Origin of the sequence: Polyangium mundeleinium (assembly GCF_028369105.1) — a bacterium.
Lineage (GTDB): Bacteria > Myxococcota_A > Polyangia > Polyangiales > Polyangiaceae > Polyangium > Polyangium mundeleinium.
In genome coordinates this window covers 8,557,732-8,582,704 of record NZ_JAQNDO010000001.1, presented here as the reverse complement: position 1 = coordinate 8,582,704, position 24,973 = coordinate 8,557,732, and the positions used below count along the sequence as shown (strand labels likewise).

The following is a 24,973-nucleotide window of genomic DNA, read 5'->3' as shown; positions in this document are numbered from 1 at the left end:
TCGCGGCTACTTCTTCGGGCTGTAGATGGTGTCGAAGACGCCGCCCTCGCCGATGAACTGCTTGTGCGCGTCGGGGAAGTCCTTGGCGATCTCGGTGATGGCGAAGAGCCGGAGCTCCGGGAAGATCGCGGCGTGTTTCTTCAGGATGGCCTCGTTCGTCGGCCGGTAGAAGTGTTTTGCGGCGATCTCTTGTCCCTCGTCGGTATATGCAAACCTGAGATACGCCTCCGCGGCTTTGCGGGTGTTCCTGCGGTCGACGTTGCTGTCGACGAGGGCCACGTGGGGCTCGGCGCGGATGCTGATGGGCGGATACACGAGCTCGAGCTCGCCTTTCGCTTCGCGCACTTCGAGGTGGGCTTCGTTTTCCCAGGCCAGGTGGACGTCGCCGATCTTCTTCTGGACGAACGTGGTGGTCGCGCCGCGCGCGCCGGAATCGAGGACGGGGACCTGCTTGTACAATTGCGTGACGTACTTGATCGCGTCGTCGCGCGAGCCGCCGCGCAGGACGACGGAGCCCCACGCGCTGAAGAAGGAGAGGTAACCGTTGCCCGAGGTCTTCGGGTTTGGCGTGATCACCTCGACGCCGGGCTTGATGAGGTCCGGCCAATCCTTGATTCCCTTCGGATTGCCCTTTCGCACCACGAAGATGACCGTGGACGTGTACGGCAAGGAGCGCGAAGGGAGTTTGTCGATCCAGTTCGGCTGGATGAGGCCCTTTTTGCTGATGGCGTCGGTATCGAGGTACGAGGCGAGCGTGACGACGTCCGCTTCGAGGCCGTCGATGACGGCCCGGGCCTGCGTGCTGGAGCCGCCGTGGGATTGCTTGAGGGTGACCTTCGTGCCCGATTCTTTCTCGTAGGCAGCGATGAACTTCTCGTTCAGGTCCCGCCAGAGCTCCCGGGTCGGGTCGTACGAGACGTTCAGGAGCTCGACCTCCTGGGCCGCGCCTCCAGGTCGGGACTTGCCGCAGGCCAAGAGCCCGAGCGCGCCCACGATCAAGGCGGTGATCGCCGTGCGTCGGCCCGCCGTCCCACCCGTCGGATTGTGTGCCACGATGACGAACTTATGTCTGCTATAACGGACGTGTCCAGTGAAATTTACTGGATGTCCGTCATGGCGGACGAGTGCGTGTGTGGATGAATACTGTGCAGGCCGCGTCGCGGATTGACGTGCGTTCGTGACGCGGGTATTCGGGGCGGATGTCGACGCGACCCCAAAAACTCGCCGCTTCGCTGGTCGTCCTCCTGGTGCTCGCCGGTTGCGGGGGTGGAGGCGGAAATGGGAGCGGTAGCGGGGGCGCAGGCGGAAGCGGCAGCGGCGGCGCGGGTGGAAGCGGCGGCGCAGGTGGAAGCGGCGGCGCAGGCGGTAGCGGAGGCACGGGCGGCAACGCCGTGAGCCCCGAGCCGCCCGCGGGGCTCGTTCATTACGTGACGGGCAACGACGCGGACGCCGACGTGACCCCCGCGGGGCCGGGCCTCATCTTGATGGGCGGCTCGACGGACGTGGACGCCGCATTCACCTGGTGGAAGCCGCGCATCGCAGGCGGCGACGTCGTCGTCCTCCGGGCCTCGGGCGCCGACGGGTACAACGAGTATCTGCAGGAGCTCAGCGCCTCGGATTCGGTGGAGACGATGCTCGTCACGAGCAAGGATCTCGCGAACAGCGAGTATGTGAAATGGCGCGTCGAGCACGCCGAGGGCGTTTTCCTCGCCGGCGGGGATCAGTCCGATTACGTGACGTTCTGGCGCGGCACGGCCCTCGCCTCGGCGATTGCCTCGGTCTGGCAGCGCGGCGGCGTCGTCGGCGGAACGAGCGCGGGCTGCGCCGTGCTCGGCGAGTTCGTGTTCGCCGCGCACGAGGGCAGCGTGTACTCGGACGAGGCGCTGCTCGATCCGTACAACGTCTTCATGACGATGGAGCGTGATTTCTTCACATTCGCGCCGCTCGCCGGGTTCATCACGGACAGCCATTTCGTGCCCCGCGATCGCATGGGCCGCCTCGTCGGTTTCCTCGGGCGGATCCTCACGGACGGCTGGGCCCCGAAGGCCAAGGGGATCGGCGTGGACGAGCAGACCGCGGTCGTGATCGACGCTCAGGGCAAAGGCGAGGTGATGGGGGAGGGGAAAGCGTATCTCGTGGTGGCGAACGAGAAGCCCACGAGCTGTGAGGCTGGAAAGCCGCTCGTGTATTCGGGGTTGTCGTATCATCGGCTCGCGGCCGGGGATACGCTGGAATTCCCGTCGGGCGAAACGAGCGTGCCCGCCGAGCCCCTCAGCGCCGCGAACGGCGTGACGAGCCCGGCGGACCCATATTGATCCGGATCAGGGCAGCGCTTTGAACTGCGTGATCATCTTCGTCCAGACGGCGGGCGTCACGCCGACTTCGAGGTGGCCGTAGGGCACGCCTTCCTGCTTCGACTTGTTTGCCTTGTTCGTGCTGGTCCAGCCCTGTGTGAGCTGATCCCGTGCCGCGATGCTCACGTCGAAGAGCACGCCGTCGCCCTTGGGATCACAGGTCGGGCAGGCCATGCCGTCGATCTCGAAGACCTGCCCGCTCGTGCCGCCCGAGGTGCCGTGCAGCACGTAGAGGTAATCGAGGCTCGTGCTGAGGCCACGCGCTCGGAGCCGATCGATGAGGTTGCCGCCCATCTCCGCGACGGCCTTGATGCCGATGCCGTCCATCAGCTTGTACTGCGCATAGCCGAGCGAATACGACTCGGCGGTGAGGCTGTCGTAGTAGAGGTGCTTGGCGCGGCAAGCGGTCGCGGGATCGTACGCGGTCGCGCGGCAGGTCGTGTGACCGGCGTCATCCATGATCCAGCCAGCGCCGCCGAAGATGTTCGCGGGGTTGTAGTTGGTCTTGATGGCGATCCAGTCGCGCCATTTCGTCTCGTCCGTGTCGAGCGTGGACCAGTCGTAGCTGATCGGATCGTCCTGCCGGTTCGGGAGCGGGTAATACGGGCGCAGATCGTAGGTGACCTGCATCTGGCCGAGGTAGGCCGAGACGAGCTTGCCCTTGTCGTCGACCGAGCCCCACATGGCCAGGTTGTACTTGTCGAACGAGTAACCCGTCGCCGAGGCGCCCTGCTCGGTGTTCAGCGTCTTCAGCGACTTCGGCGCGAGCGGCTTGCCGGTCGTGTCGAGGCCCGTGATGTTCGACGTGTAAATGCGGCGCCAGTAATCGAGCCATGTGCCGCCGCGGTTTTCGCAGACCGAGTAGGCATACGGGTTCGGGAAGATGTCGTTCGGCGAGTCCGCGTAGCCCCACGTCACGCATTGCACGGCGGACATGTAGCTCCACGTCACGGGGCCCTGGCCGAGCGGCGCGTTCTCCGCCGTGCTGTAGATGAGCAGCGGGTTGAACGGGTGGCGGAAGTTCAGGTCGATGCCGAGGTGCGGACCGGAGAGCGCGACGTACGTGCGCACGTCCTTGCGGAAGTTCGGGACGCCGAGCGATTGAAGCGCCGCGAGCTGCTCGAAATACTTCGGGCCCCAGTCGGTCCAGGTCGCGGGGCTCGACATGTAGAGGTCCGCCGCGACGACGCCTTTGCTCCAGGCGACGAGGTTGACCTTCGGCCTCCCCGTGAGCGAGCGGATGCGCGAGAGCGCGTTCGCGATGTGAATGGCCTGGTTGAAGTTGTCGCCGTGGAAGTTGCCGAAGGTCGTGGCGTAGGTGCAGAAGCCTTCGGCCTCGAGCGCCTGCACGAAGCCCGTCGCCTGCGTCATGCCGGGGTAGAGCTTGCCCGTGCCGTCGTCGCCGCTCGGCCGGAGCCAGACGTTCGCGTTTTGCATGGCGCCGTGCACGAGCAGCACCGGGGCCTTCGTCTTGTCACACTGATCGAGCGCGGTCTTCGGGCCGTGATGCAGGAGCACGAAGCGCGCCTCGGGACGCGTGGGGCCCTTGTCCGGACAAGCGGCGGCCGACGTCGAGCCGACGGCGCCGGCGCAGGTGTTCTGGTATTGGATGTTGAACCCGTCGACGAGCTGCTGGTTCAGGGCGCCGAAGTAGGTGCGCAAGGGATAGGTGGAGTCCTGGAACGTGTCCTGCCAGCGCCCCTTCGCCGTGCGCAGGTTGTACCCCTCGGTGCGGAACTTCTGCCGCCCTTCGAGGAGCTCGATCTTGCCCCAGGACCAGCTCGGGGGCGTGATGGCGCCGACGAGCTTGTAGCTCTGCGAGAACGTCGTGGTCGCGGGGGGATCGAAATAGGCCTCGTAATCGGAGATGAACGTGAGGTTGGAGCTGGCTTCGTCGGTCTCGTCGTCGCCCGGAGCGAACTCGTCGACGGGCGACGCCACGCAGCCCATGGCGGAGAGGGCCGCGAAGAGGGCCGTGAGCGCAAACGAACGACGGGGAAGCGAAGATTGCAGCATGGAAACCTCCTGGGCAGCGCCCGCCGGGGAGCCCCGGTTGTGCGACCGCAGCAAGTGCGGGTCGTCCATGCCTATCGGTGATCCGTGGGGTTTTCAAGCATCGTTCGAACCGGAAGGTCCGTTTGATGCTGCGGCTGCGAAGAAGTGTCGGAAGGGGAGCAATTGCCGCACTGCAAAAGGACGCCAGATGTGCGTGCTGCGGCGCAGCATGGAGCGGCGCGTCGTCAGCCGCGGATCTTCTTCGCCATTTCGGCGACGCGCTTGCCGAGGTACGTCGCGTGCGCGATGTCGTGCTCGGTGGGCGCGCCGTTCGCCGTGACGGAGGGGCCGTAGGGGTTGCCGCCGGACGAGAACACGAGCGGGTCGGTGTAGCCCGGCGTCACGATGACGCCGCCCCAGTGGTAGAACGTGTTGTAAAGCGCGAGCAGCGTCGACTCCTGGCCACCATTCGCGTTCTGCGCCGAGGTGAACCCCGAATACACCTTGTTCGCGAGTTTGCCCTGGAACCAGAGCCCGCCCGCCGTGTCGATGAACGACTTCATCTGCGCCGCCACGTTGCCGAAGCGCGTGGGCGTGCCAATGACGACGGCGTCGGCCCAGTCGAGGTCCTCGAGCGAGGCCTTCGGCTCGTCCTTCGTTTTGTCGAGGAACGCGCGCCACGCAGGGTTCCGATCGATGGCCGCGTCCGGCGCGGTCTCGGCGACGAGGCGGAGGCGCACCTCGGCCCCCGCCGCGCTCGCGCCCTTGCCCACGGCCTGCGCCATGGCGTGGTTGGTCCCGGTCGACGAATAATAGATGATCGCTACGTTGGGCATGGTGGCTGTCTAGCTCCGTCCAAGATCGGAAGATGAGGGGGCGGGGGCTCGCTCGGCGTGTCCGAGCGGAGCCCCCGCGCGGAGGAGGGCGCGTACGCTATCACGCAAGATCGAAGAGCAGCACCTCTCCTTTTCCGTGGCCGCTGAAGACGAGCTCCTTTTCGCCGCTGATGGCCGCGCCGTCGCCCGCGTGGAGCACGGTTTCGCCGAGCTTCACTTCGCCCTTCGCGACGTGCACGTAGGCGTGCCTGCCGTCGGCGAGCGCGTGGCGCGTCTCTTCGCCATCGGCCAGGAGCCCTGCATACACGCTCGCGTCCTGGTGAATCGTGACGCTGCCGTCGCGGCCGTCCCGCGAGGCGATGAGGCGGAGCCGGCCCTGTTTGTCCTCTTCCGAGAAGTTCTTCTGCTCGTACCCCGGCGTGATCCCGCGCTCCTCGGGCGCGATCCAGATCTGCAGGAAATGCACGCCATCCTTGCGCGATCCGTTGAACTCGCTGTGCGTGACGCCCGTGCCCGCGGTCATGCGCTGCACGTCGCCCGGCCGGATCACCGAGCCGTTGCCCATCGAGTCCTTGTGCGAGAGGGCGCCTTCGAGCACGTACGAGAGGATCTCCATGTCCCGGTGCGGGTGCGTGCCGAAGCCCTGGGCCGGCGACACGCGGTCCTCGTTGATGACCCGGAGCGACCGGAAGCCCATGTGCGCCGGATCGTAATAGTTGGCGAACGAGAACGTGTGGTACGAGTCGAGCCAGCCGTGGTTCGCGTGTCCGCGGTCTTCCGAGCGTCGCAGCCTGATCATCGTGGTCTCCTTGGTCCCCGGCCTCGTGCGGGGCGCTGTCCTTTCGCCCTCCAGACAAGCACGAGCCGGGCCAAGCTCGGGTAGGCGCTTTTTCGGCGGGAAACGCGAGGTTCGTGCTGCCTCCGTCTATCAAAATGATAGACTCGGGGCTCTCGAAATGAAAACCAAGGGCATGCGGGCCGCCGATCTGCGGCTCTCGGATCTGTTCTCGTTCGGCCCGAAGGGCGGGGTGATGCGCTTCGCGGGCGAGCGCGTGCTCCTCTTCGACGCGGTCGCGCTCGGACTCTTGCGCAAGCAGCTCATCGAGAGCTTCGGCTACCACGCGGCGCGCGCGGTGTTGACGCGCTTCGGGTACGGGCACGGCTGGCGGACGGCGGAGGCGCTGCGCGAGCGGATTCCCTGGGCGGACGAGCGGGAATGGCGCATCGCGGGCGGGCGGCTGCATCGGCTGTGGGGGCTCGTGACGTTCGAGCCGGTCGAGCCCGACGGGCGCCCGGGGCCCGAGCCGTTCGCCGACGCGATATGGAATGACTCGTACGAGGCGGAGCAGCACCTCCTGCACCTCGGGCAAGCGACGGAGCCGGTGTGCTGGACGCTCGCGGGATTCGCGAGCGGATACCTGAGCCGCGTCAATGGTCGGCCGATCTTCGCGCTGGAGGAGTCGTGCCGCGGCAAGGGCGACGCCGTGTGCCGGATGATCGGGCGGAGCCGCGAGGAGTGGGGCGAGGCGATCGTGCCGCACCTCTCGTTTTACGAGACAGACTGCCTCGACGCCTCGCTCCGGCACGTGCAGCGGTCCCTGCGGCGTGCCGAGACGCGGCTGCTTCGCGCCGAGCGGCTGCTCTCGGCGGGCGAGGACGATGCCGAGGTGCCGGGGATCGTGGCGCGGAGCGAGGCCATGCGGGGCGTGGTCGCGATGGCGCGGCGGGTCGCCCGGACAAACGCGACGGTGCTTCTGCTCGGCGAGAGCGGGGTGGGCAAGGAGAGGATCGCGCGGCTCGTGCACGACGCGTCGCCGCGCGTGGCGGGGCCGCTGGTGGCGATCAACTGCGCGGCCGTGCCGGAGAGTCTGCTCGAGAGCGAGCTCTTCGGGCACGCGAAAGGCGCGTTCAGCGGGGCCGTGACGGAGCGGGCGGGGCTCTTCGAAGCGGCGCGGGGCGGGACGTTGTTCCTCGACGAGGTGGGCGAGATCCCGCTCGCGATGCAGGCGAAATTGCTCCGGGTGCTCGAAGAGCGCGAGGTGCGGCGGGTGGGCGAGAACCGGACGCGCCCGATCGACGTGCGGATCGTGGCGGCGACGCACCGAAATCTCGCGGCGGCCGTGGCGCAGGGGCGCTTTCGGCAGGATCTCTATTTTCGGCTGCGGGTCGTGGAGATCGCAATCCCGCCGCTCCGCGAGCGTCCGGAGGACATCCTGCCGATCGCGCGGCGACAGCTCTCGGAGGCGGCGGCGCGGGAAGGGGAGGCGCCGAAGGAGCTCGGCAAATCAGCGTGCCGCGCGCTCTACGAGCACGCCTGGCCGGGCAACGTGCGCGAGCTCGTCAATGCGATGGAGCGGGCGCGGATCCTGTCGGAAGGGCCTACGATCGAGGGGGGCGATCTGCCGCCCGAGATCGGAGGCGCAGCAGCCGCAACAGCTCCGCGTGAAGCAGGGTTTTCCCCGCGCCCGCTCGCCGAGGTCGAGCGGGAGCACATCCTCGCGATGCTCGCGGCCGAGGGAGGAAACCGCAAGGAGGCTGCGGCGAAACTCGGGATCGGCGTGGCGACCCTTTATAGGAAGCTCAAGGAGTACGGCGAGGGCTAGCCGTCACTGGCAAGCGCCGCCCAGGAGATCCGCGCCGAGGCATTGCCCGCTCACGCAATCGGCGTTCGCGTAGCAATCTACGCCCGGCGCGCCGAGCGCGCAGACGTTCGCGACGCACACGCCCCCGAGGCAATCGGCGTCTTGCAGGCACGCCTTTCCCTGCCGGCACGGGTTGCAGGCGTCGCCGCCGCAATCGATGTCGGTCTCGTCGCTGTTCTTGATGCAGTCGCCGCAGCTCGGGCCGTGCTCGCCCTCCTCGCCGCACGTGATGCGCCCGTCGACCGGCGCGCAGAGCTGTCGGACCGAGCAGAACACGCTCACGCAATCCTGGTCGCTCGCGCACGCGGCGCCGTCGGGGCACGCGCCGCACGCAGTGCCGCCGCAATCGACGTCCGCCTCGTCCCCGTCCTGCACGCCATTGCTACACGGCTCGGCAGCCCCTTCGCCGCCCTCACCGCCTTCGCCCCCCGCGCCGGAATCCCCCTCCCCCTTCGCCCCGGCGCCGTTGTTCCCGCTCCCGTCCGCGTTCGCCGGGTCCTGCCACGCCTCGATGCCGAGGAGATCGGCGCAGCCGGTCATGGACACCAGCAAACCCAAACCCGATGCTATGAAGAGAATGGAACGCATGTTCAGTAGTTTACCTGGCCGAGCCTGCGCTCCGCAAGGCAACTCGCAGCGCTCGGATTAGAAATTTCCGATGAGAAGCGCTCCGCCCCCGGTCCGATTGGCGAAGGGCGCGACTTCGTAGTGGAAACCCGTCAGCGGCGCGGGCTTGGGGGCCTCGGCGCGCTCGGGGAGCAAAGCGAGTACGAGCGCCGTCACCGTGCTGGCGGCGCCAATGCCAAAGGCAATGTTCGCCACCGTGGCCGACCGGAGCGCGTCCTCGCGGAGCTCGCGCCCGCGCTCGCACGAGGCCGCCGTCGTGCAGGATTCCTGGAGCGAGACCGACGCGGCGTTCCGGCTGCTGGCCGAAAGCGCGAAGGCCCCCGCGACCGCGAGCCCGGTGAAGCCCACCCCGCCCGCCACGATGGCGCCCACTTTGCGCGGGCCAAGTCCTTTGGAGGTCAAAAGATTGGAGGTCCCAGGATCCGATGGTGCCGGATTTTTCTTCGCCGGCTCCACCGACGCGGGGCGATTCCAGCCGGGGATCTCGACCTCGGCGACCTTGCGCGCCTGCGCCGTGACCATGGCCCGGAACTCGGGCCGGCCCGCGAGGCGCGCGACGATCTCGTACGTGCCCGGATCGATGGGCTGCGCGACCCCGAGCTCGTCCGGCGCGAGGCGCACGCCATTGCGGAAGACGGCGGCCCCCTCGGCGCCCTTCGGGAGCCGCACGAGCAGGCGCGGCAGCTCCGGTTCGAGCGCGCTCGCGCGCTGCCGGGCGAACGCGCCGCGCTCGTCGTTCACGGCCTCCGCGCGTCGGGCCGTCTCGCCATACTCGCGCCACGCGGTGGCAGTGCGGCCCTCCTGCTCGTGGCAAGCCGCGAGCAGCCCGAGCGTGCCGATCGCCGGATCGAGCGCGTCGCTTTGCGCGAGCTTCGTGCAGGCCTCGACGAACGCGCCCTGTTCGAGCAGGCGCTTGCCGTCCTGGAAGAGGGTCTCGGCGAGCGTCGCGGCCTCGCTGGGATCGGCGGGCGACGTGAGCGGGGGCTCGTTGTCCGCGCGGGCTGCGGCGGGCGCGAGGGCGAGAAGCGACGCGGCGACGAGGACGAACTTATTTGCGCTTGCCACCGAAAATCCCCACCGTTTGCTTGATTGTTTGCGTTTGCTTCGAAGTCTTGGTCGTCGTCGGCGCCTTCGTGGTCTTCGCCGGGGTCGTGCTCGTGGCCGTGGACGACGTCGCGGAGGGGAGCGGCGCCGCGACCGTGACCTGCGGAGGCGGCGGCGTCGTCGGATCGGGCGCGCGCGCCGCGGGCGTGGCCTCGGGCGGCGTCGTCGTGGCCTCGGGCGTCGCTGCGTGTTGCGTGACGACGACGAGCGAGACGACCAGCGCGGTCGCGACGAGGCCCCCGGTCGCGAAGAGCGCCGCGCGTTTTTTTCGGCCTCGGGCGTCGCCCAGGTCGACGGAGCTCGTGAAGCCTGGATGTGTGTGCGCGGGCGCGCGCGGGAGCGTGATCGCCTGGTCCGTCGGTACGCGCGAGGGCCGGCCGGGCGAGGTCGTCTCGAAGCTCGCCGTGCCCACGAGCGCCTGACCGATGCGCGTGGCCCGGGTGCGAGCCTCGGGGCCGCCGAAGGGCGCGATCGCCTCCGCGAACGCGCCGAGGTCCGGGAACCGCTCGTGCGGCCGCTTCGCCAGGGCGCGCAGGATCGCCTCTTCGAGCCGCGCGGGGACATCGGGGCGTTTTTCGCGCACGCGCGGCGGTGGCTGCGTGGCGATGACGACGATGAGCTGGGTGATGCTCTCGGCCGCGTAGGGCGGCGCGCCCGCGAGCATCTCGTACAGGATCATGCCGAGCGCGTGCTGATCGCTGCGTGCGTCGACGTTCTTCGTCGACTGGATCTGCTCGGGGGACATGTACTGCGGGGTGCCGAAGACGGCGTCGGTCCCGGTGATGGAGGCGCTGTGCCCCGGCGCTTCTTTCGAGAGGCCGAAGTCGAGCACCTTGAGCACGCGCGGGCGGAGCGGGCGCTCGGCAAGGAAGAGGTTCGCCGGCTTGAGATCCCGGTGCACGAGGCCCTGCGCGTGGGCCGCCGCGATGCCCTCGCAGGCCTCGAGCGCGAGGTCGACGGCCTCGGCGACGGGGAGCTTGCCGCGCCGCGTGAGCTCGGCTTCGAGGTCGTGCCCGTAGAGCCGCTCCATCACGAGGTACGGCGCGCCCGTCTCGGTCTGCCCGACGTCGCTCACGCGCGCGATGTGCTCGGAGGGCAACGTCGCGGCGATGCGCGCTTCGCGGAGAAACCGCGTCACGACGTCCGACGAGAGCGCGAGCTCCGGGTTCAAAAGCTTGATGGCGACGGTCTGGCCGAGCGCGAGGTGCGTCGCTTCGAGGACCACACCCATCCCGCCGCAGCCGAGCTCTTGCTCGACGCGGTACTTGCCCAGCAGGATGGTCCCGGGCGGCGGCGCCACCATCATACTGACGACAGACGCTATCACGGCTCGTTTGCGACCGAAACAAGGTCGTCGTGTGTGCGCCGATGGAGGGACGTGTCGGAAATCCGACACCCCCCGAAGTGTCCGCGGACGAACCGTTGCAATTTGCAACGCACGGGGACGCGCCTGCGACAGAGGTATCGCAGCATCGGACGAAAAGAAGGTGACCGCAATTTCTGAGCAGGTTGCTTCGTGGACAAAGGGCCAAATTCGTGTTTGATGGTTTGACATGCCGAGTCGACCCTTCCGCACCACGATGGGCCTCCTGGTTTCCTCCGCCTGGCTCAGCCTCGCGGCGTTTCACGCGGCTTCATGCGCGGAAGGAGGCGAGGTCGGTACGAGCGGCACGGCCGGCGCGAGCGGATCGCCGAGCGGAAGCGGCGGCGGAGGCGGCGACGCGGGAGGCGGCGGGACCGGGGGCAACGGCGGAGCCGCGGGCACAGGCGGCGTGGGCGGCGTAGGTGGCTCCGGCGGCGTCGGCGGCGTCGGCGGGAACGCGGGCATGGGAGGCGCCGGCGGCATCGGCGGCGCAGGCGGTAGAGGGGGGACGGGTGGGGTCGGCGGCGTAGGCGGCGAAGGCGGCGCAGGTGGCATGGGCGGCGCGGGCGGCGGGCCCGTGGCCGGGCTCGAGCTCTGTGTGCTGAACGACGCGGGGCCGGAGGGCGCTTGCGCGAGCCCCGAGGAGCTCTCGTACGGCCTCGTGCCCCCGGGGACGACCCGGATGCGGCTTTTCCGCGTGGACAATACCTCGAACGCAACCGCGTCGTTTCAGACGGTGAGCGTGGCGAGCCCCGACTTTTCCGTCGCGGTGGTCCGGTTCGTGCCGGACGCGCCGAATCCGCCCATTCGCGTGCCGGTCACGTTGCCGTTCGACCGGCCGCCCGGCACAGCGCTTCATTTCGAGGTCACGTATACCTCGCCCGGCCTCGCCGAGCCGCTCGACCCGCTCCACGTGGAGGTCACGGCGACGATTGGCGGCAACCCGGCGTCCGACGTGATCGTGCCCATCGTGGGGACCGCCGAGGGCTGCCCGCAAGGCCAGGCCGTCTGCGACGCCGATCCGACGAACGGCTGCGACACGGACATCATGACGAGCGCGGGTCATTGCGGCGCCTGCGACAACGCGTGCAGTTTGCCGAACACCAACGCCGTCTGCGTGTCGGGATCTTGCAAGCCGGGCGCATGCACCACGGGGTTCGCGGATTGCAACGACGTGGCGGGCGACGGCTGCGAGACGGACGTGACGAGCAACGTGCTGCATTGCGGCGGCTGCAACTACGCCTGCGAGCTCGCGAATGCGACCGAGGCGTGCATGGGCGGCGCCTGCGTGCCGGCCGCGTGCACCGCGCCGTTCGGCAATTGCGACCAGGTTCCGAGCAACGGCTGCGAGACGAACCTGCAAACGACCCTCGCCCATTGCGGCGCGTGCAACGCCGCGTGCGACCTCGCGAACGCCGCCGAGTCCTGCGTGTCGGGCTCCTGCACGCTCGGCGCCTGCGACAGCGGGTTCGGCAACTGCGACGGCGTGGCCGCGACCGGCTGCGAGACGAACCTGCAAACGACCCTCGCGCATTGCGGCGGGTGCAATGCCCTGTGCGATCTCGCGAACGCCGCCGAGTCCTGCGTGTCGGGCGCCTGCACGCTCGGCGTCTGCGCCATGGGCTTCGGCAACTGCGACGGCGTGGCCGCGACCGGCTGCGAGACGAACCACCTGAACGACGCGGCGAACTGCGGCGGCTGCAACAACAACTGCGGGATGCTCATCCCGAACGCGCAATCGACCTGCTCGTCCGGCATGTGCCAGCTCGTCGCCTGCCAGCCCGGCTACGTCGACGTCGACGGCTCCCCGCAGAACGGCTGCGAGTGCCAGTTCGTCGGGGCAGACCTGCCCGACGACACGTTCGCCGACACGAACTGCGACGGCATCGACGGCGACGCGTCCGCGGCTGTGTTCGTCGCGAAAACCGGAAATGACCTGAACCCCGGCACGCGCGAGTCGCCGATGGCGACGATCTCCGCCGGGATCTCGAGGGCCGTCGTCCTCGGCAAGAAGCAGGTGTACGTGTCGCAGGGGCTCTACGACGGCCGCATCACGCTGGCGAACGGCGTGTCCTTGTACGGCGGGTACTCGGCGCAGAACGCCTGGGCGCGGAGCGCGGCCTACGTGGCCACGATTCAATCGAGCGGCGTGGTGAATGGGCGCGTGGGCGCGGTCGAGGGCAAGGACCTCGTCACGGCGATGACCGTCGACAGGATGACGATCCAGACGCTCGACACGAACGCGGCGGGCATCTCGAATTACGCGATGTACTGCAACAACTGCCCGTCGCTCGTCCTGAAAAACAGCTCGCTCTCCGCCGGCGCGGCGGGGCCAGGGGCGGCGGGGGCGGCGGGGACCGTTGGTGGGACCGGAGGCAATGGGGCCGCGGGCGGGCCCGGCGCCTGCGATTCCAACACCACGGCTGCCGGCGGCTCGGGCGGGTCGAGCGTGTGCAGCCGGACCGGCGGCCTCGGCGGCAAGGGCGGTTATGCAGCAGTCGGCGGATCAGGGCTCTCGGGCATCGGAGGCACGGCCGGCGGGATCGGCGGCTCCGCGGGCAATACGGGAACGGACGGCGCGGGTGGCCAGCCCGGCGCGGCGGGGACGAACGGCGGGAACGGGGCGGCCGGCAACGGCGGATCGACCGCGACCCTGTTCTGGGTCGGCAATGCAGGCGTGACCGGCGTGACCGGTGTGCACGGCAATGGCGCCGGCGGTGGTGGCGGTGGTGGCGGACAGACGGGCGCGTTCGTCATCAATGGCACCGGCAACGGAGGCGGCGGCGGCGGCGCGGGCGGCTGCGGCGGAACCGGCGGCGTCGGCGGCGGGGCCGGCGGGGGCTCGTTCGGGCTCTTCGTCCTCAATTCGAACGGAATGTCCCTGTCGGGCAATACGATCCGGAGCGCGAAGGGCGGGAACGGCGGGAACGGCGGTGCGGGCGCCGCGGGCGGGGCCGGCGGGAGCGGCGGTACGGGCGCGGCGACGTGCACCGCCGAGGTGGGCCAGGGCGGCAATGGCGGCACCGGCGGCAAGGGTGGCAATGGCGGGCATGGCGGCGGCGGCGCGGGCGGCCCCTCGTTTGCCGTGTACCGTGTTGGCAGCCCCTTGGTCTCGGTCACGGGCAACACGCTCACGCCCGGCACCGGTGGCACCGGCGGCACCTCGTCCGGCAACGCGGGCGTCGCGGGCTCGTCCGGGCAGCTCTTCTGAGCGGCGACAGTTCCGCCGGGCACGGTTCGTCGCACCCTTTTCCCGAGGGCCGGGGTTTACGGCCGGCGCGCGCGTCGCCTAGACTCGCGCGCCGCGGCGCTCGTGCGCCCGAGGGAGGTGGCCGTGTCCATTCGTTCGTTGTCTGCGGTATCGCTCGTCGTGCTGGTGCTCTGCTCCGCCGGGTGCAACAAGTCCGACCAGGCGGGCGGAGAAGCGAAGTCCGAGACCAGGGCCGGCGTCGATGGGAAGGCCGCGCCGGGGCAAAAGCCCGCGGGGGAGAGCGCGGCGGCGCCGTCGGGCGGCGGGGACATGGACGCGGCGAAGGCGCTGCTCGAACAGTTCTTGAAGCCGGGCGCGGATCACGCGGCGCTGACGAAGCGGCTCGAGCCGACGACCGGCGACTACAAGGCCGTGTTCAAGGATGACGCCGCGGGCAAGCTCGAATCGCATTACAAGAAGATGTGGTCCGACCCGAACGCGGCCATCAAGCCGAACGAAGGACAAACCCAGCTCCTCCTGTATTCGGCGACGACGGAGGAGATCGCGGCCGGCCAGGGCGACGGGCCGAATTTCCCCGGCGGATACAAAAAAGCCGTGGAGTCCATGAAGCCAGGCGTCCGCTGGTATCGGTTCAAGTTCGTCAAGCCCGGGGAGACGCTCGGCATGGCGTTCGACGGGCTCACGTACGTCAATGGCGAATGGCGCTTCTTCCCGAAGCCGTGGCGCGGGCTCGAGGGATCCTGAGGCGCCGGGAGAGACACGTGATCAAAACACGCTGGATGTTCGTGTTCGTGGGGATCGCGGCGGCTCTCGCCGGTTGCAGCGGCGGCGAGGGCTCCGAGCCCGTCGACGTTTGCGCGCCCTTCATGTCGGAGGCTTCCGCGGGCGAGGTCGAGATCGTCGTCCGGAACGACCGTCCTCAGCCCGTCTATTTGCGCAACGGAACCTGCGACGCGCAGTTTCAAATCGCGCCGCATGGGGAGGAGACACCACGAAGGGCGGAACTCACGGTCCTCGACGTCACGTGCGACGCGGCCCGGACGCTCGAAGGGTTCCCGCTCGATTGTTTCGACTCGGCCCTTTCTTCGATCGCGTCGGGCGCGACGCAGACGTTTCGATGGTCGGGCCTCCTCTACGAGCGGGTCGAAATGCCGGCGAGCTGCTATGCGAAGGCGGACCCGGCCGCGATCAAGCCGTCCACGTGTTCGCAGGGCTTCGCCGTCGCGCCGGGGATGGTGGAGGTGACCGTGCCGCTTTATGCGAACGTGAAGCAGAACTGCGAGGACGGTTGTCAGACCGGGCTCGATCCGTTCGAGGTCAAAGGAACGTTCAGCTACCCCGACGCGACGACCGTCACGATCCCCGTCCCGCCCTGATTCAATGTAGATCCGAGAGCAGCTTCTCCGCCGTGAGTTGGTCCGCGGCGAGCCCGCCGAAGTACCGCATCAGGCCGACCTCCTCGTACCGCGGCATGATGCGCGGGGAGAGCAGGCCGATCTCGCGCAGGTTCGGCACGAGCCGGCTGAACATCACGGTCCGGAACTCCTCCATCCCCTTTGACCGGTACACCACGTTTCGCCACTCGGCGCGCGTCATCCGGCCCTCGAACCACTCCTCGTAGACCTCGTACGCGGCGAAGCGGTTGCGCATCAGCAGCGCGACCTCGAACGCCCAGTCCTCGCGCTCCTGCCGCTCGCGCTCCGTCAGGTGCTTCGTGAAGTGCTCGCGCAGCGCGCAGACGCCGTAATGCACGTGCCGCGCCTCGTCCTGGATGACCATCTTGAGGAGCTCCTTCAAGAGTGGCTCCTTCGTCTGCTTGTACAGTGTGCTGAATGCGCCGAGCGCGAGGCCCTCGACCATGATCTGCATGCCGAGGAACTTCATGTCCCAGCGGCCGTCGGTCATGAGCGAGTCGATGATCACGAAGAGGTTGTCGTTGATCTGGTAGAGCTTGTTGAGCTTCGTATCGAGGTAACGGTTGAAGACCTCGACGTGGCGGCCCTCGTCCATCACCTGCGTCGCGCCGTAGAGCTTGCCGTCGAAGAACTGGACGGCCTCGGTCACCTGCGCGGCGGCGAAGAGCGCGCCCTGCTCGCCGTGCAAGAACTGGCTGAGCATCCAGGCGCACATGCTGTAGCTGAGCTTCAGCCGCTCGTTCTTGTCGAGCTTGATGCCGAGGTCCTCGATGTCGTCGAAGGAGAGAAACTCCTCGGGGATGATCGGGATCTCGGGATTGAGCGGATCGACGCTCGTGTTCCAGGGCAGGTCGTCGCCGTTCCACTGGCCGAGCTTGGCGCGGCGGTAGAGGTCGGCCATCTCGGGCTGATCGCTCGGGTAGGTCCAGTCGAAATGGGCCGTGTGCGTCGCGGGCATGTCCGTCGGCGTGCCTTGTTTGCCCCGGTGCAAGAGCAGGCCCCGCACGCCCGAGGGGCCGAGCGCGCCGAGCACCTTGGGATCCTTGACCGAGAGGAGGACCTCGAACGCCTCGAAATACGCGTCGATCTGCGACTGCATCCTCGGCGGGAGGAACCTCGTGAGCCGGCTCGTGTCGAACATCGTATGCCTCCTCCGAAAACCGTTTGATGTCAAAGCGTCGCGAGGAAATTCCTCGCCAGGGCGTCGTGATAACGGACCAAAAAGGCGTTGATGAGCGGCAGCGCCCGCTCGACCATGGTGGCGGCTTGCTCGGGCGCGAGCGAGGAGAGGCGCTCGGCGAGCAGCTTCGCCTCGCGGGCGAAGAGCGCGCCCATGGCCTCCTCGTACATCAAGATGTCGCGCGCCGAAAAACCGATCGACTCGTTGAAGCCGATCCGCCGGAACTCGGCGAACGTCTCCAGGATCCACGTATCGTCGCTCGCCACGACGAGCCGCGCGCGCCCCGAGGCGTCGTGCTCCTCCGCGGCCGCGATGAGCCCGAGATCGACCATGTCCTCGAGGTCCTTGCGCGAGAGCCCGAGCTTCTGGATGAGCTCGTTCGCGTCCGCCGTCGCGGGGTTGTCCGCGCGCGCGCCAAGCGCCCTGCTGAGGCGGGATTTCACCTCGTGGACGAACCTGCGTTGCGCGGGACTGAAGGCCTCGTCGCGCTCTTCGAGCAGGGCCTTGATGGCGCGCAGCGGGAGGAACCGCTCGTGCTGGAGCTTGCGCACGAGGAGGATACGGGCGAGGTGCTCCTCGCCGTAATACGCCATGTTGCGGCCGGTCTTGTGGCCCTCCGGCACGAGGCCCTGCTGGATGTAGAAATGGACGACCTGCCGCGGCAATCCGGTCCGCTCGCAGAGATCCTTCATGCGATACGGATACGCATCACGGTCCACGCTCGGGGGCTTCGCTCGGGCAGGCCGAGCTTCGCCCCCGAACCCCCCCACGGCGGGGCGCGCGGGCTCCTTGCTCGCGACGACGACGTCCATCACGGGACTTCCACCGTGCACGGCGCCGCCGCGCGGGACACGCACGCGAGGACGAACCCCTGGTTTTTTTCTTCCTCTTGCAGGCAATTCGGCTCTTCGCTCGTCACGTCCCCCGAGAGGAGCTTGATCTTGCACACGCCGCACCCCCCCATCGTACACGAGAACGGCATGGGCAAGGACGCGGCGAGGCCCGCTTCGAGCAGGGTTTGTCCGGGCGCGGCGGTCACGGTTTTCGTGCGGCCGCGGAGGCGGATCTCGATCGGGGCGGAGCTCGTGGGGAGCGCCGGCGTGGTGCGGCGCGCGGGGGCGAAGAACCGTTCCTCGTGGATGCGAGCGGGATCGACGCCGCGGGCGAGCAGCGCTTCCCGCGCCGCGAGCATCATCGGCTCGGGCCCGCAGACGTAATAATCGGTGGCACCTGCGTCGAGGCCGGAGGCCGCGGCGATCATGTCGAGCTCGCGTGTGACGTTGTCGTGATCGAGCAGGCCCGTGCGTCCCGTGAAACCCGCGGGCGGATCGGAGAGCACGTGGCGGAGCGTGAAGCGATCCGCGTGGGCTTCGGCGAGGGAAGCGAGCGCCTCGCGGAAGATGATGTCGGCCTCGCCCCGGTTTCCGTACACGAGCGAGACGCGGCTCTCGGGCTCGCGCGCGAGCGTGGTCCGCGTGATCGAGGCGAGCGGCGTGATGCCGCTGCCGCCCGCGATCAACACGAGGTGCCTTCGCGCCGCGGGATCCGGCGCCACCGTGAAGCTGCCGGAGGGGCCGAGCACGTCGAGGACGTCGCCTTCCGCGATCCGCTCGTTCAGGTGGTTCGAGGCGCGCCCGCCGGGCATTCGTTTGATGGTGATCGTCACCTCGGCGGCGGCGCCGTCTTCGTCGGGCAGGCTCGAGATCGAATAGGCGCGGCGGAGCACCTCGCCGCTCGCGAGCGTGACGAGCACGGTGAAGAACTGGCCGGGGACGAAGGGGATGCGGCGGTCCTCGGGATCGGCGAGCGAGAGCGAGACGGCGTCCGGGGTCTCGCGCACGACGCGCGTGACGCGGAGCCTGCGCGGCGTGATGCCGGCGCTCGGCGCGGGGGAAGGCGACGACGTGAAGGTGAGAAGGTGCCGGACGAGCGGCTTGCGGACCGAGTAGGGCGCGGGGCGCGCGCCGGTGAAGTCGTTCAAGACCGTACGTACGTCACGCACGAGCGCTTCGAGCCGGACGACGATCCTGGCGGGTAGGAGATCCGCGGGGCCTCCGCCTTTGCGCGTCTCGGCCTTGGCCTTGTCGAGCTCCATGGCTCGCTTGTATCCGCCGGACTGCCAAGTGTCAAGTGTCACTTGACACTGTGCGCGGTGGCTCCGAGGCAGCCGTCGCTGGGGATGCCGTCGCTGTCGCCGTCCGCGGGCGTCGCGCAGCGCCCCCCGCGTCCGCGGGATCGGAGACGCGGCACGAATTCGACGAGACGACGATCAGAACGGGAAACACCCGCGATGGATGCTTGGGGGTCGTACCATCGGCGTGGGTTCGTCGGCGGGACGTGTTGTCGTCCTGCCACCACCATGCTTTCCTCGGTACCGTGAGCTACCTGTTCGTCGTGTACCTGTACGACAAACGTCGCTGCTCGGCGAAGGCCATCGTGGATCCGTGGGCCGACGCGGAGCCGGGCTTCGCGGGCGAGAGCCTCGTGCGCGTGGCCGTGAGCCCGCGCGTCGAGGCGGTGTTCTATTTTCCCGGGAACTTCCGGCTGAAATCGCTGGCATTCTCGTTCGGCTGCGAGGTGTTCCTGGTGGACGACTGGGCCGAGGCGCCGGCCGAGGCGCTCCGGAAAGCAGGCGAGCGGGATTGGCAATACGTGGCGTGGATGTCGTCGGACATGAGCGACTACGACGTGGCCATGCGTCTCACGCCCGACGGCTTCGAGGGACGCGCGATGATCGACGGGGAGGGCGAGCGCGTCGCGATCGACAAAGGTGTCCTCCGGACGTACGAAAAAAAGACGATCGCGGCCTCTCCAGAGGAGCTCGGTTTCGGGTCCGAGGACCACACGACGTTCGATGAGGCGGCATTCGAGCGCGCGCTCGTGGAGCGGGAAGAGCCTTTCCGGCCGGGCCTCCTGGTGCACGACACGCTCGGCGTGACGCGTGGCAAGGTGATCGACGCGCTTCACAACGTGGCCGAGGGGCAAGGTGAGGTGCTGTGGCCCAAGGGCGGACCCGTGGATACGCCGGCCCTTCGGCGCGCCGTCGTCGAAGCCGACGACGCGCTCGTGCCGGCGCTGCCGCTTTGGGCGCACTTGCGTGACGAGACGAAGAAAGCAGCCGGCGGGGCGACGAAAAAGACGGGCCGGAAGAAATCGGGTTGATTCAGGGGCCCGGGCCGAATGTGCGCTCGGCGGCGACGAACGTAGAGCCGGCGATTCGGAAGGGCATTGGCATCACGTCCGCGGGCATGGGCGCGCGGAGGAGCTGCTCGGGCAAGGCATAGGTCCGATCGACCACCCGCACGGTCACGGGCGCGCCGGGCGCGAGGTCGATCGATCCTTCGATGCCCTCCGCGGGCAAACCCTGGAAGGTAAAACCCCAGGGCTCGGTGGTCGTCGCTCGAAACGCGCTCGGCTCGTCCACGCGTCGCCCGTCGATCGTCGCGCCGCGGAGGGGCGCCTCCGAGGTGACCGAGACGAGGACAAACGGCGCGCTCCGGCCCGAGCGAAGACGAAAGCGGAGCGTGCGGATCCCGTCGTGGATCGTGTCACGGAGGGATTCGATCTGGGGCGGCGGGACGTCGAGCGGCGGCGCCTCGGCCTCGTGCCGGAGCGTTCCCTGGTCGGGGAGCGAGAAGCGAGCGGCGCGGCGCGTGGCCTCGGGGATGTACAAGGTCGTCCACGGAGCGGGTTTGTCCTCGGTCGTCGTCCAGACGGCCTCGCGGCGATCGGCGTCGAGGGCGTACGCGAGGCAAGCCGGGCGCGGCCGCGCCGGCGAGAAGGGGTTTGTCCCGACGGCCAAGCCGAGCGTGATCACGAAGGCCGCCGCGAGGCCGAGGGCGGGTTTTCGCGAGGCGCCCGCGCCGAGGACCTCGAACAGCGGGGCGAAGAGGCCCGCGAGGAGGACGACGACGGCGACGGCCGGCGCGGCCCGCGGCAAGCCGAGGGCGACGAAGAGGAGATAAGGGACCGGGACGACGAGGACGAGCGCAGGAAGCGCGGAGAGCAGGAGCCAGAGGCCGCTCGACGGCGATTGCGGAGAAGGGCACCGTTGCCACACGAGCAGGCCCGCGAGCGACGCCGCGAGCGGGAGGGCAAAAAGAAAACTCGCGCCCGGCAGGAGCGCGGCCGTCACGAACGCGAGGAGGAGCCAGGCCGAGGCCGCGCCGAGCGCGAGTTCGACCGGGGAGAGGCGTGCCCGGAAAAACCGATGGGCGGCGGCATAGATGGCGACGCCGAGCAGGGCGAGAGCGATACGCGCGAGGCCTGGATCGAAGGGATCCCCGCGGAAAACGCCCCACACGGGCGTGAGGGCGCGGAGCGCGGCGACGATGCCGGCGGCGAGCCCGGCTGCGAGAGCGAGCGAGGCGAGGAGCACGCCGAATCCGGCGAGCACACGAGCCGGGCGCGCTTGTCCGCGCCGCATGGCAGAGAGGAGCGCGAAGACGAACAAGACCGCGGGGATCATCGCCATCGGCAGCGCCCACGCGCGGCCGTACACGACGAGCCCGAGGCCCGGCACGTCGAAATAAACGACCGGCTCGGCCGCGAGGGTCGTGAGATCGAGATCGCCGAAGCGCCGCGCGAGCGCGAGCGCGAGCGTCCCCGCGTGCGCGAGCGTCCGCCGGTCGAGGTGCGCCGGGGCGTCGACGGGAGAATGGTAATGGGCGGCCCCGTCGGCAGCCGCGAAATTCATCCCGGGCACGCCGGCCTGGCGGAAGGGGAAAAAATCGGTCTGGTGGCCGAGGCGGCGCGCGATCTCGGGGAAGAGCGACGAGGCGATGGGGTCGGGCGTGGCGTCTCCGAAATGTCGCACGAGCGCGCCGGCGTCGGCGCTCGTCTCGATGAGCCCGACCGGGCCTCGTGTGCCACGCGCGTCGAAGTTCAGCACGAGGCCGATGTCGCGGAACGACGGGTGCTCGCGGACGAAGACGTTTCCGCCGAGGATGCCGGCTTCTTCGGCGTCCGTGAACAGGAACATCACATCGTTGCGGAGCGCGGGGCCCGCGCGGAGGGCGCGGGCCGTCTCCAGCAAGACGGCGACGCCGCTCGCGTCGTCGGCCGCGCCGGGCGCATTCGGAACGGAGTCGTAATGGGCGACGAGCGCGAGGGCCGGGCCACGCTCGCGTCCGGGCAAACGCGCGACGAGGTTCTCGACGCGGGCGACGTCGTACGGCACGCCCCAGTGCGTGCCGAGCGCCGTGGCGCGCTGGATCTCCACGGAGATGCCGAGGCGCGTGAGCTCGGCGCGGATGAACTCCCGCGCGGCGTCGTGGCCCGAGGTGCCCGGAGGACGCGGCGCCGCGGCGAGGCGCGCCACGTGGGCCGCGGCGAGATCCACGGAAAAAGCCTGCGGCGTGGTGCTCGGCGGTGGGTCGTTCGGGGCGAACCCGACGATCCGGAAAGCGACGATCACGAGGAGGGCGAGCACGAGCGCGGCGCGGTGGGCCGCCGGGGGCATTTTCATTGGTTTTTCTTGACGTACCTGAAATCGCAATGGGAGGCGCCCGTGCCGATCGTGCCCGTGCGCTCGAGGCGCAGGCCCGAGAGCTTCGAGGCCAGGAAATCGTCGAGCCGGCAGATCAAGGGGACGATCTCGGGCGCGCCGTGCTCCTCGGCGAAGCGCGCGATGGGGCAGGCGTGCACGTCGAGCGCGAGTACGGCGTTCGAGGCCTCGGGCACCTCGATGCGGAAGCCCCCGGGCTCGCTCATGCGGGTCACCTGTTGCAGGTACACGCGCCGTATCGGCGCGACCTGGTAGGTGACGTTCAGCGCGGCGACGCGCACGGGGCTCATGCGCTCGCGGTACGACGCGTGGAGCATGTCCTCGGCGAGGCGGAGCGCGTCTTCTCGTTCGATCTCGAGGCCCTGGCGGAGCGCCTGGTAGAGCGCGAGGAGCGGGAGGGTGAGGACGAAGAGTTTTCGATTCGTCTTCTCCTGGAAATTCGGCGCGTCGGGCACGAGAGCGTAATAACGGGCCCACGTGAGCGAGCGCAGACGATCGGCGCGCGCCTCGCCGAGAGCACGTACGGCCTCGTCGCGTCCGAACCGGAGGATGTCTCCAAGGTGCTGCTCGGGGGTGACCCTCATGCCCCAAGACTACCACCGCGGCGGACCGGGGGCGGCGATTGGATTTTGCTCACAAGCACCACGACCCGGCGTCTATCCTGTGCGCCCCAGGCGTCCCCAGGAGGTCGTTCGTGTCCGTTCGTGTTTCTCTCGCCCGCACATCCCCGTTCGTCCTCGCGCTCCTCGCCTCGCCCGCGTGTCACGTCGAGGAGAAGGCCGCCCCGACGCCGCCGCCGCTCTCCGCGCCCGCCGCCGCGCCCGCCGCGACGAGCGAGGGCGAAGCGCCGGACGCGCGCGCAGAGTTCATCCGGTCGAGGTACACGAAATACGAATACCGCATTCCCATGCGCGACGGCGTGCGGCTCTTCACGGCGGTGTACGTGCCGAACGACGCGAGCCCTTCCCGGAAGTATCCGTTCCTGATGATGCGCACGCCTTACTCCGTGGCGCCGTACGGGGCCGATCGGTACCGCGAGCGCATGCTGTCGGAGGCGTTCGAGAGGGAGGGCTTCATCTTCGTTCATCAGGACGTGCGCGGCCGCTTCATGTCCGAGGGCGAGTTCGTGAACGTGCGCCCGCACCTCGACAAGAAGGGGCCGAAGGACATCGACGAGAGCACCGATACGTACGACACGCTCGAGTGGCTGACGAAAAACGTGGCCGGGAACAACGGGCGCGCGGGCATGCTCGGGGTGTCGTATCCGGGGTTTTATTCGTCGGCGGGGGCGATCGACTCGCATCCGGCCTTGAAGGCCGTCTCGCCGCAGGCGCCGATCGGGGACTGGTTCCGCGGCGACGACGTGCATCGGCACGGCGCCTTCAATTTGCAGCTCGCGTTCCATTTCTTCGCGTCGTTCGACAAGCCGCGGCCGAAGCCGAAGGAGGACAGCGAGGACGATTGGGAGGGGATCGACTACGGGACGCCTGACGCCTACCGGTTTTTCCTCTCCGCGGGGCCCCTGTCCGAGGCCGAGGCAAAGCATTTCAAGGGCGAGCGGCCGTTCTTCCGCGAGATCGTGGCGCACCCGAACTACGACGCGTTCTGGCAGGCCCGGAACATCCTGCCGCACCTGCGCAACATCAAGGCCGCGGTGCTCGTGGTGGGAGGATTTTACGATACGGAGGATCTCTATGGCCCGCTCGCCACGTACCGCGCGATCGAGGCGCAAAACCCGGGCGCGAAGAATTCGATCGTGATGGGGCCGTGGAAACACGGGGGCTGGTGGCACGGAAAAGGGGAAAAGCTCGGCGACGCAGAGTTCGGGTTCGCGACGTCGGTCGTGCTTCAGGAGCTCGAGCTCGCGTTCTTCAAGCATCACCTGAAGGACGGGCCGGATCCGGAGCTCGCGGAGGCGCTGGTCTTCGAGGCGGGCGCCAATCGCTTCCGGAGGTTCGACGCCTGGCCCCCGCGCGAGGCGAAGAAGGGGCGCCTCTACCTGCAAGCGAGCGGCGCGCTGTCGTTCGAGCCGCCGAAGAACGCGGAGGCCGAGAGCGACGAATACATGAGCGACCCGGACAAACCCGTGCCGTACACCCAGGAGATGGCGAACAACTGGTCGACGGGCTACATGGCCGAGGATCAACGCTTCGCGTCACGCCGGCCCGACGTGCTCGAATATCGCTCGGAGCCGCTCGAACGGGACGTCACGCTCGCGGGGCCGCTCGAAGCCGATTTGTGGGTGAGCACGACGGGGACCGACGCCGACTGGGTGGTGAAGCTCATCGACGAGAACCCCGGAAAGATGCCGGGGTTCACCAAGGAAGATCGGTGGGCGGGCAAGAAGGACCGGGGCGGGCAGCAGATCCTCGTGCGCGGCGAGCCGTTCCGCGGCCGGTTCCGCGAGAGCTACGAGGCGCCAAAGCCGTTCGTCCCAGGCGAGCCGACGAAGGTGAAGTTCGCGGTGAACGACGTGTTCCACACCTTCAAGAAGGGGCACCGGATCGTGATCCAGGTGCAATCGACGTGGTTCCCGTTCATCGATCGAAACCCGCAGAAATTCGTGCCAAACATCTTCGAGGCCAAGCCGAGCGATTACATGAAGGCGACGCACCGGGTGTATCGTTCGCAGGGGATGCCGAGCGCCCTGGAAGTGACGATCCTCCGGGCGCTGGACGAGTAGGTTTTTCTTCGCACCTCGAACGTTTCTCCGGTACGCTCGCGGCCCGACCCGCGATGA

At 68.8% G+C, this 24,973-nt stretch carries 19 protein-coding genes; 7 read left to right on the top strand and 12 right to left on the bottom strand.

The features are described from left to right. Positions 1–6: 6 nt before the first annotated feature. Positions 7–1,053, bottom strand: coding sequence for a sulfate ABC transporter substrate-binding protein (locus POL67_RS33940; protein ID WP_271924762.1), 1,047 nt, complete (start codon positions 1,051–1,053; stop codon positions 7–9). Positions 1,054–1,199: 146 nt separating this feature from the next. Here POL67_RS33940 and POL67_RS33935 point away from each other — a divergent pair, with 146 nt between their 5' ends. Beyond that, positions 1,200–2,315 carry a cyanophycinase gene (locus POL67_RS33935; RefSeq protein ID WP_271924761.1) on the top strand — a complete coding sequence of 372 codons (1,116 nt, stop codon included), beginning with the start codon at positions 1,200–1,202 and terminating at the stop codon, positions 2,313–2,315. 6 nt (positions 2,316–2,321) lie between these two features. Here the strand turns inward: POL67_RS33935 and POL67_RS33930 are convergent, their stop codons facing one another. From POL67_RS33930 to POL67_RS33920, 3 genes are all read right to left on the bottom strand, one after another. Beyond that, entirely contained in the window at positions 2,322–4,370 is a 2,049-nt protein-coding gene (locus POL67_RS33930; RefSeq protein WP_271924760.1) for an esterase/lipase family protein, read from the bottom strand. Between the two features lie 224 nt (positions 4,371–4,594). Next, positions 4,595–5,185, bottom strand: a complete 591-nt coding sequence (wrbA, locus tag POL67_RS33925) for an NAD(P)H:quinone oxidoreductase (RefSeq protein ID WP_271924759.1) — start codon at positions 5,183–5,185, stop codon at positions 4,595–4,597. 100 nt (positions 5,186–5,285) lie between these two features. Further along, a complete protein-coding gene (locus POL67_RS33920; protein WP_271924758.1) occupies positions 5,286–5,984 on the bottom strand; it encodes a pirin family protein in 699 nt (232 codons plus the stop codon). Positions 5,985–6,141: 157 nt separating this feature from the next. Between POL67_RS33920 and POL67_RS33915 the strand changes: the two genes are divergently transcribed. Then, on the top strand, positions 6,142–7,788 hold the full coding sequence (locus POL67_RS33915) for a sigma-54-dependent Fis family transcriptional regulator (protein ID WP_271924757.1): 1,647 nt from the start codon (positions 6,142–6,144) through the stop codon (positions 7,786–7,788). A 3-nt stretch (positions 7,789–7,791) separates the two neighbouring features. On the opposite strand, the gene POL67_RS33910 is transcribed toward POL67_RS33915, so the two are convergent. The 3 genes from POL67_RS33910 to POL67_RS33900 are packed head-to-tail and all read right to left on the bottom strand — an operon-like array spanning position 7,792 to position 10,885. Then, positions 7,792–8,415 carry a hypothetical protein gene (locus POL67_RS33910; RefSeq protein WP_271924756.1) on the bottom strand — a complete coding sequence of 208 codons (624 nt, stop codon included), beginning with the start codon at positions 8,413–8,415 and terminating at the stop codon, positions 7,792–7,794. Positions 8,416–8,472: 57 nt separating this feature from the next. After that, positions 8,473–9,519 (bottom strand): hypothetical protein, encoded by a 1,047-nt coding sequence (locus POL67_RS33905; RefSeq protein ID WP_271924755.1) that lies wholly within the window; start codon positions 9,517–9,519, stop codon positions 8,473–8,475. Beyond that, on the bottom strand, positions 9,503–10,885 hold the full coding sequence (locus POL67_RS33900; RefSeq protein ID WP_271924754.1) for a serine/threonine-protein kinase: 1,383 nt from the start codon (positions 10,883–10,885) through the stop codon (positions 9,503–9,505). The genes POL67_RS33905 and POL67_RS33900 overlap by 17 nt, the downstream gene beginning before the upstream one ends. 226 nt (positions 10,886–11,111) lie before the next feature. Here POL67_RS33900 and POL67_RS33895 point away from each other — a divergent pair, with 226 nt between their 5' ends. The 3 genes from POL67_RS33895 (at position 11,112) to POL67_RS33885 (ending at position 15,508) form a co-directional block, all read left to right on the top strand. Next, positions 11,112–14,132, top strand: a complete 3,021-nt coding sequence (locus POL67_RS33895; RefSeq protein WP_271924753.1) for a hypothetical protein — start codon at positions 11,112–11,114, stop codon at positions 14,130–14,132. A 123-nt stretch (positions 14,133–14,255) separates the two neighbouring features. Next, complete coding sequence (locus tag POL67_RS33890) at positions 14,256–14,876, top strand: hypothetical protein (RefSeq protein WP_271924752.1); 621 nt, start codon at positions 14,256–14,258, stop codon at positions 14,874–14,876. Positions 14,877–14,893: 17 nt separating this feature from the next. Next, on the top strand, positions 14,894–15,508 hold the full coding sequence (locus tag POL67_RS33885) for a hypothetical protein (protein ID WP_271924751.1): 615 nt from the start codon (positions 14,894–14,896) through the stop codon (positions 15,506–15,508). A 1-nt stretch (position 15,509) separates the two neighbouring features. Here POL67_RS33885 and POL67_RS33880 read toward each other — a convergent pair whose 3' ends face one another. Genes POL67_RS33880 through POL67_RS33870 form a run of 3 tightly spaced genes read right to left on the bottom strand, consistent with a single transcriptional unit; the run spans position 15,510 to position 18,822 of the window. Further along, a complete protein-coding gene (locus tag POL67_RS33880) occupies positions 15,510–16,688 on the bottom strand; it encodes a ferritin-like domain-containing protein (RefSeq protein ID WP_271924750.1) in 1,179 nt (392 codons plus the stop codon). Positions 16,689–16,717: 29 nt separating this feature from the next. Beyond that, positions 16,718–17,539, bottom strand: a complete 822-nt coding sequence (locus POL67_RS33875) for a MerR family transcriptional regulator (RefSeq protein WP_271930933.1) — start codon at positions 17,537–17,539, stop codon at positions 16,718–16,720. Beyond that, positions 17,539–18,822 (bottom strand): ferredoxin--NADP reductase, encoded by a 1,284-nt coding sequence (locus POL67_RS33870; RefSeq protein ID WP_271924749.1) that lies wholly within the window; start codon positions 18,820–18,822, stop codon positions 17,539–17,541. Before POL67_RS33870 ends, POL67_RS33875 begins: the two co-directional genes overlap by 1 nt. A gap of 281 nt (positions 18,823–19,103) precedes the next feature. On the opposite strand from POL67_RS33870, the gene POL67_RS33865 reads away from it, so the two are divergent. Continuing rightward, positions 19,104–19,889 (top strand): hypothetical protein, encoded by a 786-nt coding sequence (locus POL67_RS33865; RefSeq protein ID WP_271924748.1) that lies wholly within the window; start codon positions 19,104–19,106, stop codon positions 19,887–19,889. 1 nt (position 19,890) lies between these two features. Here the strand turns inward: POL67_RS33865 and POL67_RS33860 are convergent, their stop codons facing one another. Next, entirely contained in the window at positions 19,891–22,194 is a 2,304-nt protein-coding gene (locus tag POL67_RS33860) for a M20/M25/M40 family metallo-hydrolase (RefSeq protein ID WP_271924747.1), read from the bottom strand. Then, a complete protein-coding gene (locus tag POL67_RS33855; RefSeq protein WP_271924746.1) occupies positions 22,191–22,817 on the bottom strand; it encodes an L-2-amino-thiazoline-4-carboxylic acid hydrolase in 627 nt (208 codons plus the stop codon). Before POL67_RS33855 ends, POL67_RS33860 begins: the two co-directional genes overlap by 4 nt. 110 nt (positions 22,818–22,927) lie before the next feature. Here POL67_RS33855 and POL67_RS33850 point away from each other — a divergent pair, with 110 nt between their 5' ends. Beyond that, positions 22,928–24,916, top strand: coding sequence for a CocE/NonD family hydrolase (locus POL67_RS33850; protein WP_271924745.1), 1,989 nt, complete (start codon positions 22,928–22,930; stop codon positions 24,914–24,916). Positions 24,917–24,973: the final 57 nt, after the last annotated feature.

Excerpts from the sequence above, each read along its gene's own strand:
- POL67_RS33935 (WP_271924761.1), top strand. The coding sequence starts at position 1,200 with ATGTCGACGCGACCCCAAAAACTCGCCGCTTCGCTGGTCGTCCTCCTG.
- POL67_RS33930 (WP_271924760.1), bottom strand. The coding sequence starts at position 4,370 with ATGCTGCAATCTTCGCTTCCCCGTCGTTCGTTTGCGCTCACGGCCCTC.
- wrbA (WP_271924759.1), bottom strand. The coding sequence starts at position 5,185 with ATGCCCAACGTAGCGATCATCTATTATTCGTCGACCGGGACCAACCAC.
- POL67_RS33920 (WP_271924758.1), bottom strand. The coding sequence starts at position 5,984 with ATGATCAGGCTGCGACGCTCGGAAGACCGCGGACACGCGAACCACGGC.
- POL67_RS33915 (WP_271924757.1), top strand. The coding sequence starts at position 6,142 with ATGAAAACCAAGGGCATGCGGGCCGCCGATCTGCGGCTCTCGGATCTG.
- POL67_RS33910 (WP_271924756.1), bottom strand. The coding sequence starts at position 8,415 with ATGCGTTCCATTCTCTTCATAGCATCGGGTTTGGGTTTGCTGGTGTCC.
- POL67_RS33895 (WP_271924753.1), top strand. The coding sequence starts at position 11,112 with ATGCCGAGTCGACCCTTCCGCACCACGATGGGCCTCCTGGTTTCCTCC.
- POL67_RS33880 (WP_271924750.1), bottom strand. The coding sequence starts at position 16,688 with ATGTTCGACACGAGCCGGCTCACGAGGTTCCTCCCGCCGAGGATGCAG.
- POL67_RS33875 (WP_271930933.1), bottom strand. The coding sequence starts at position 17,539 with ATGGACGTCGTCGTCGCGAGCAAGGAGCCCGCGCGCCCCGCCGTGGGG.
- POL67_RS33870 (WP_271924749.1), bottom strand. The coding sequence starts at position 18,822 with ATGGAGCTCGACAAGGCCAAGGCCGAGACGCGCAAAGGCGGAGGCCCC.
- POL67_RS33860 (WP_271924747.1), bottom strand. The coding sequence starts at position 22,194 with ATGAAAATGCCCCCGGCGGCCCACCGCGCCGCGCTCGTGCTCGCCCTC.
- POL67_RS33855 (WP_271924746.1), bottom strand. The coding sequence starts at position 22,817 with ATGAGGGTCACCCCCGAGCAGCACCTTGGAGACATCCTCCGGTTCGGA.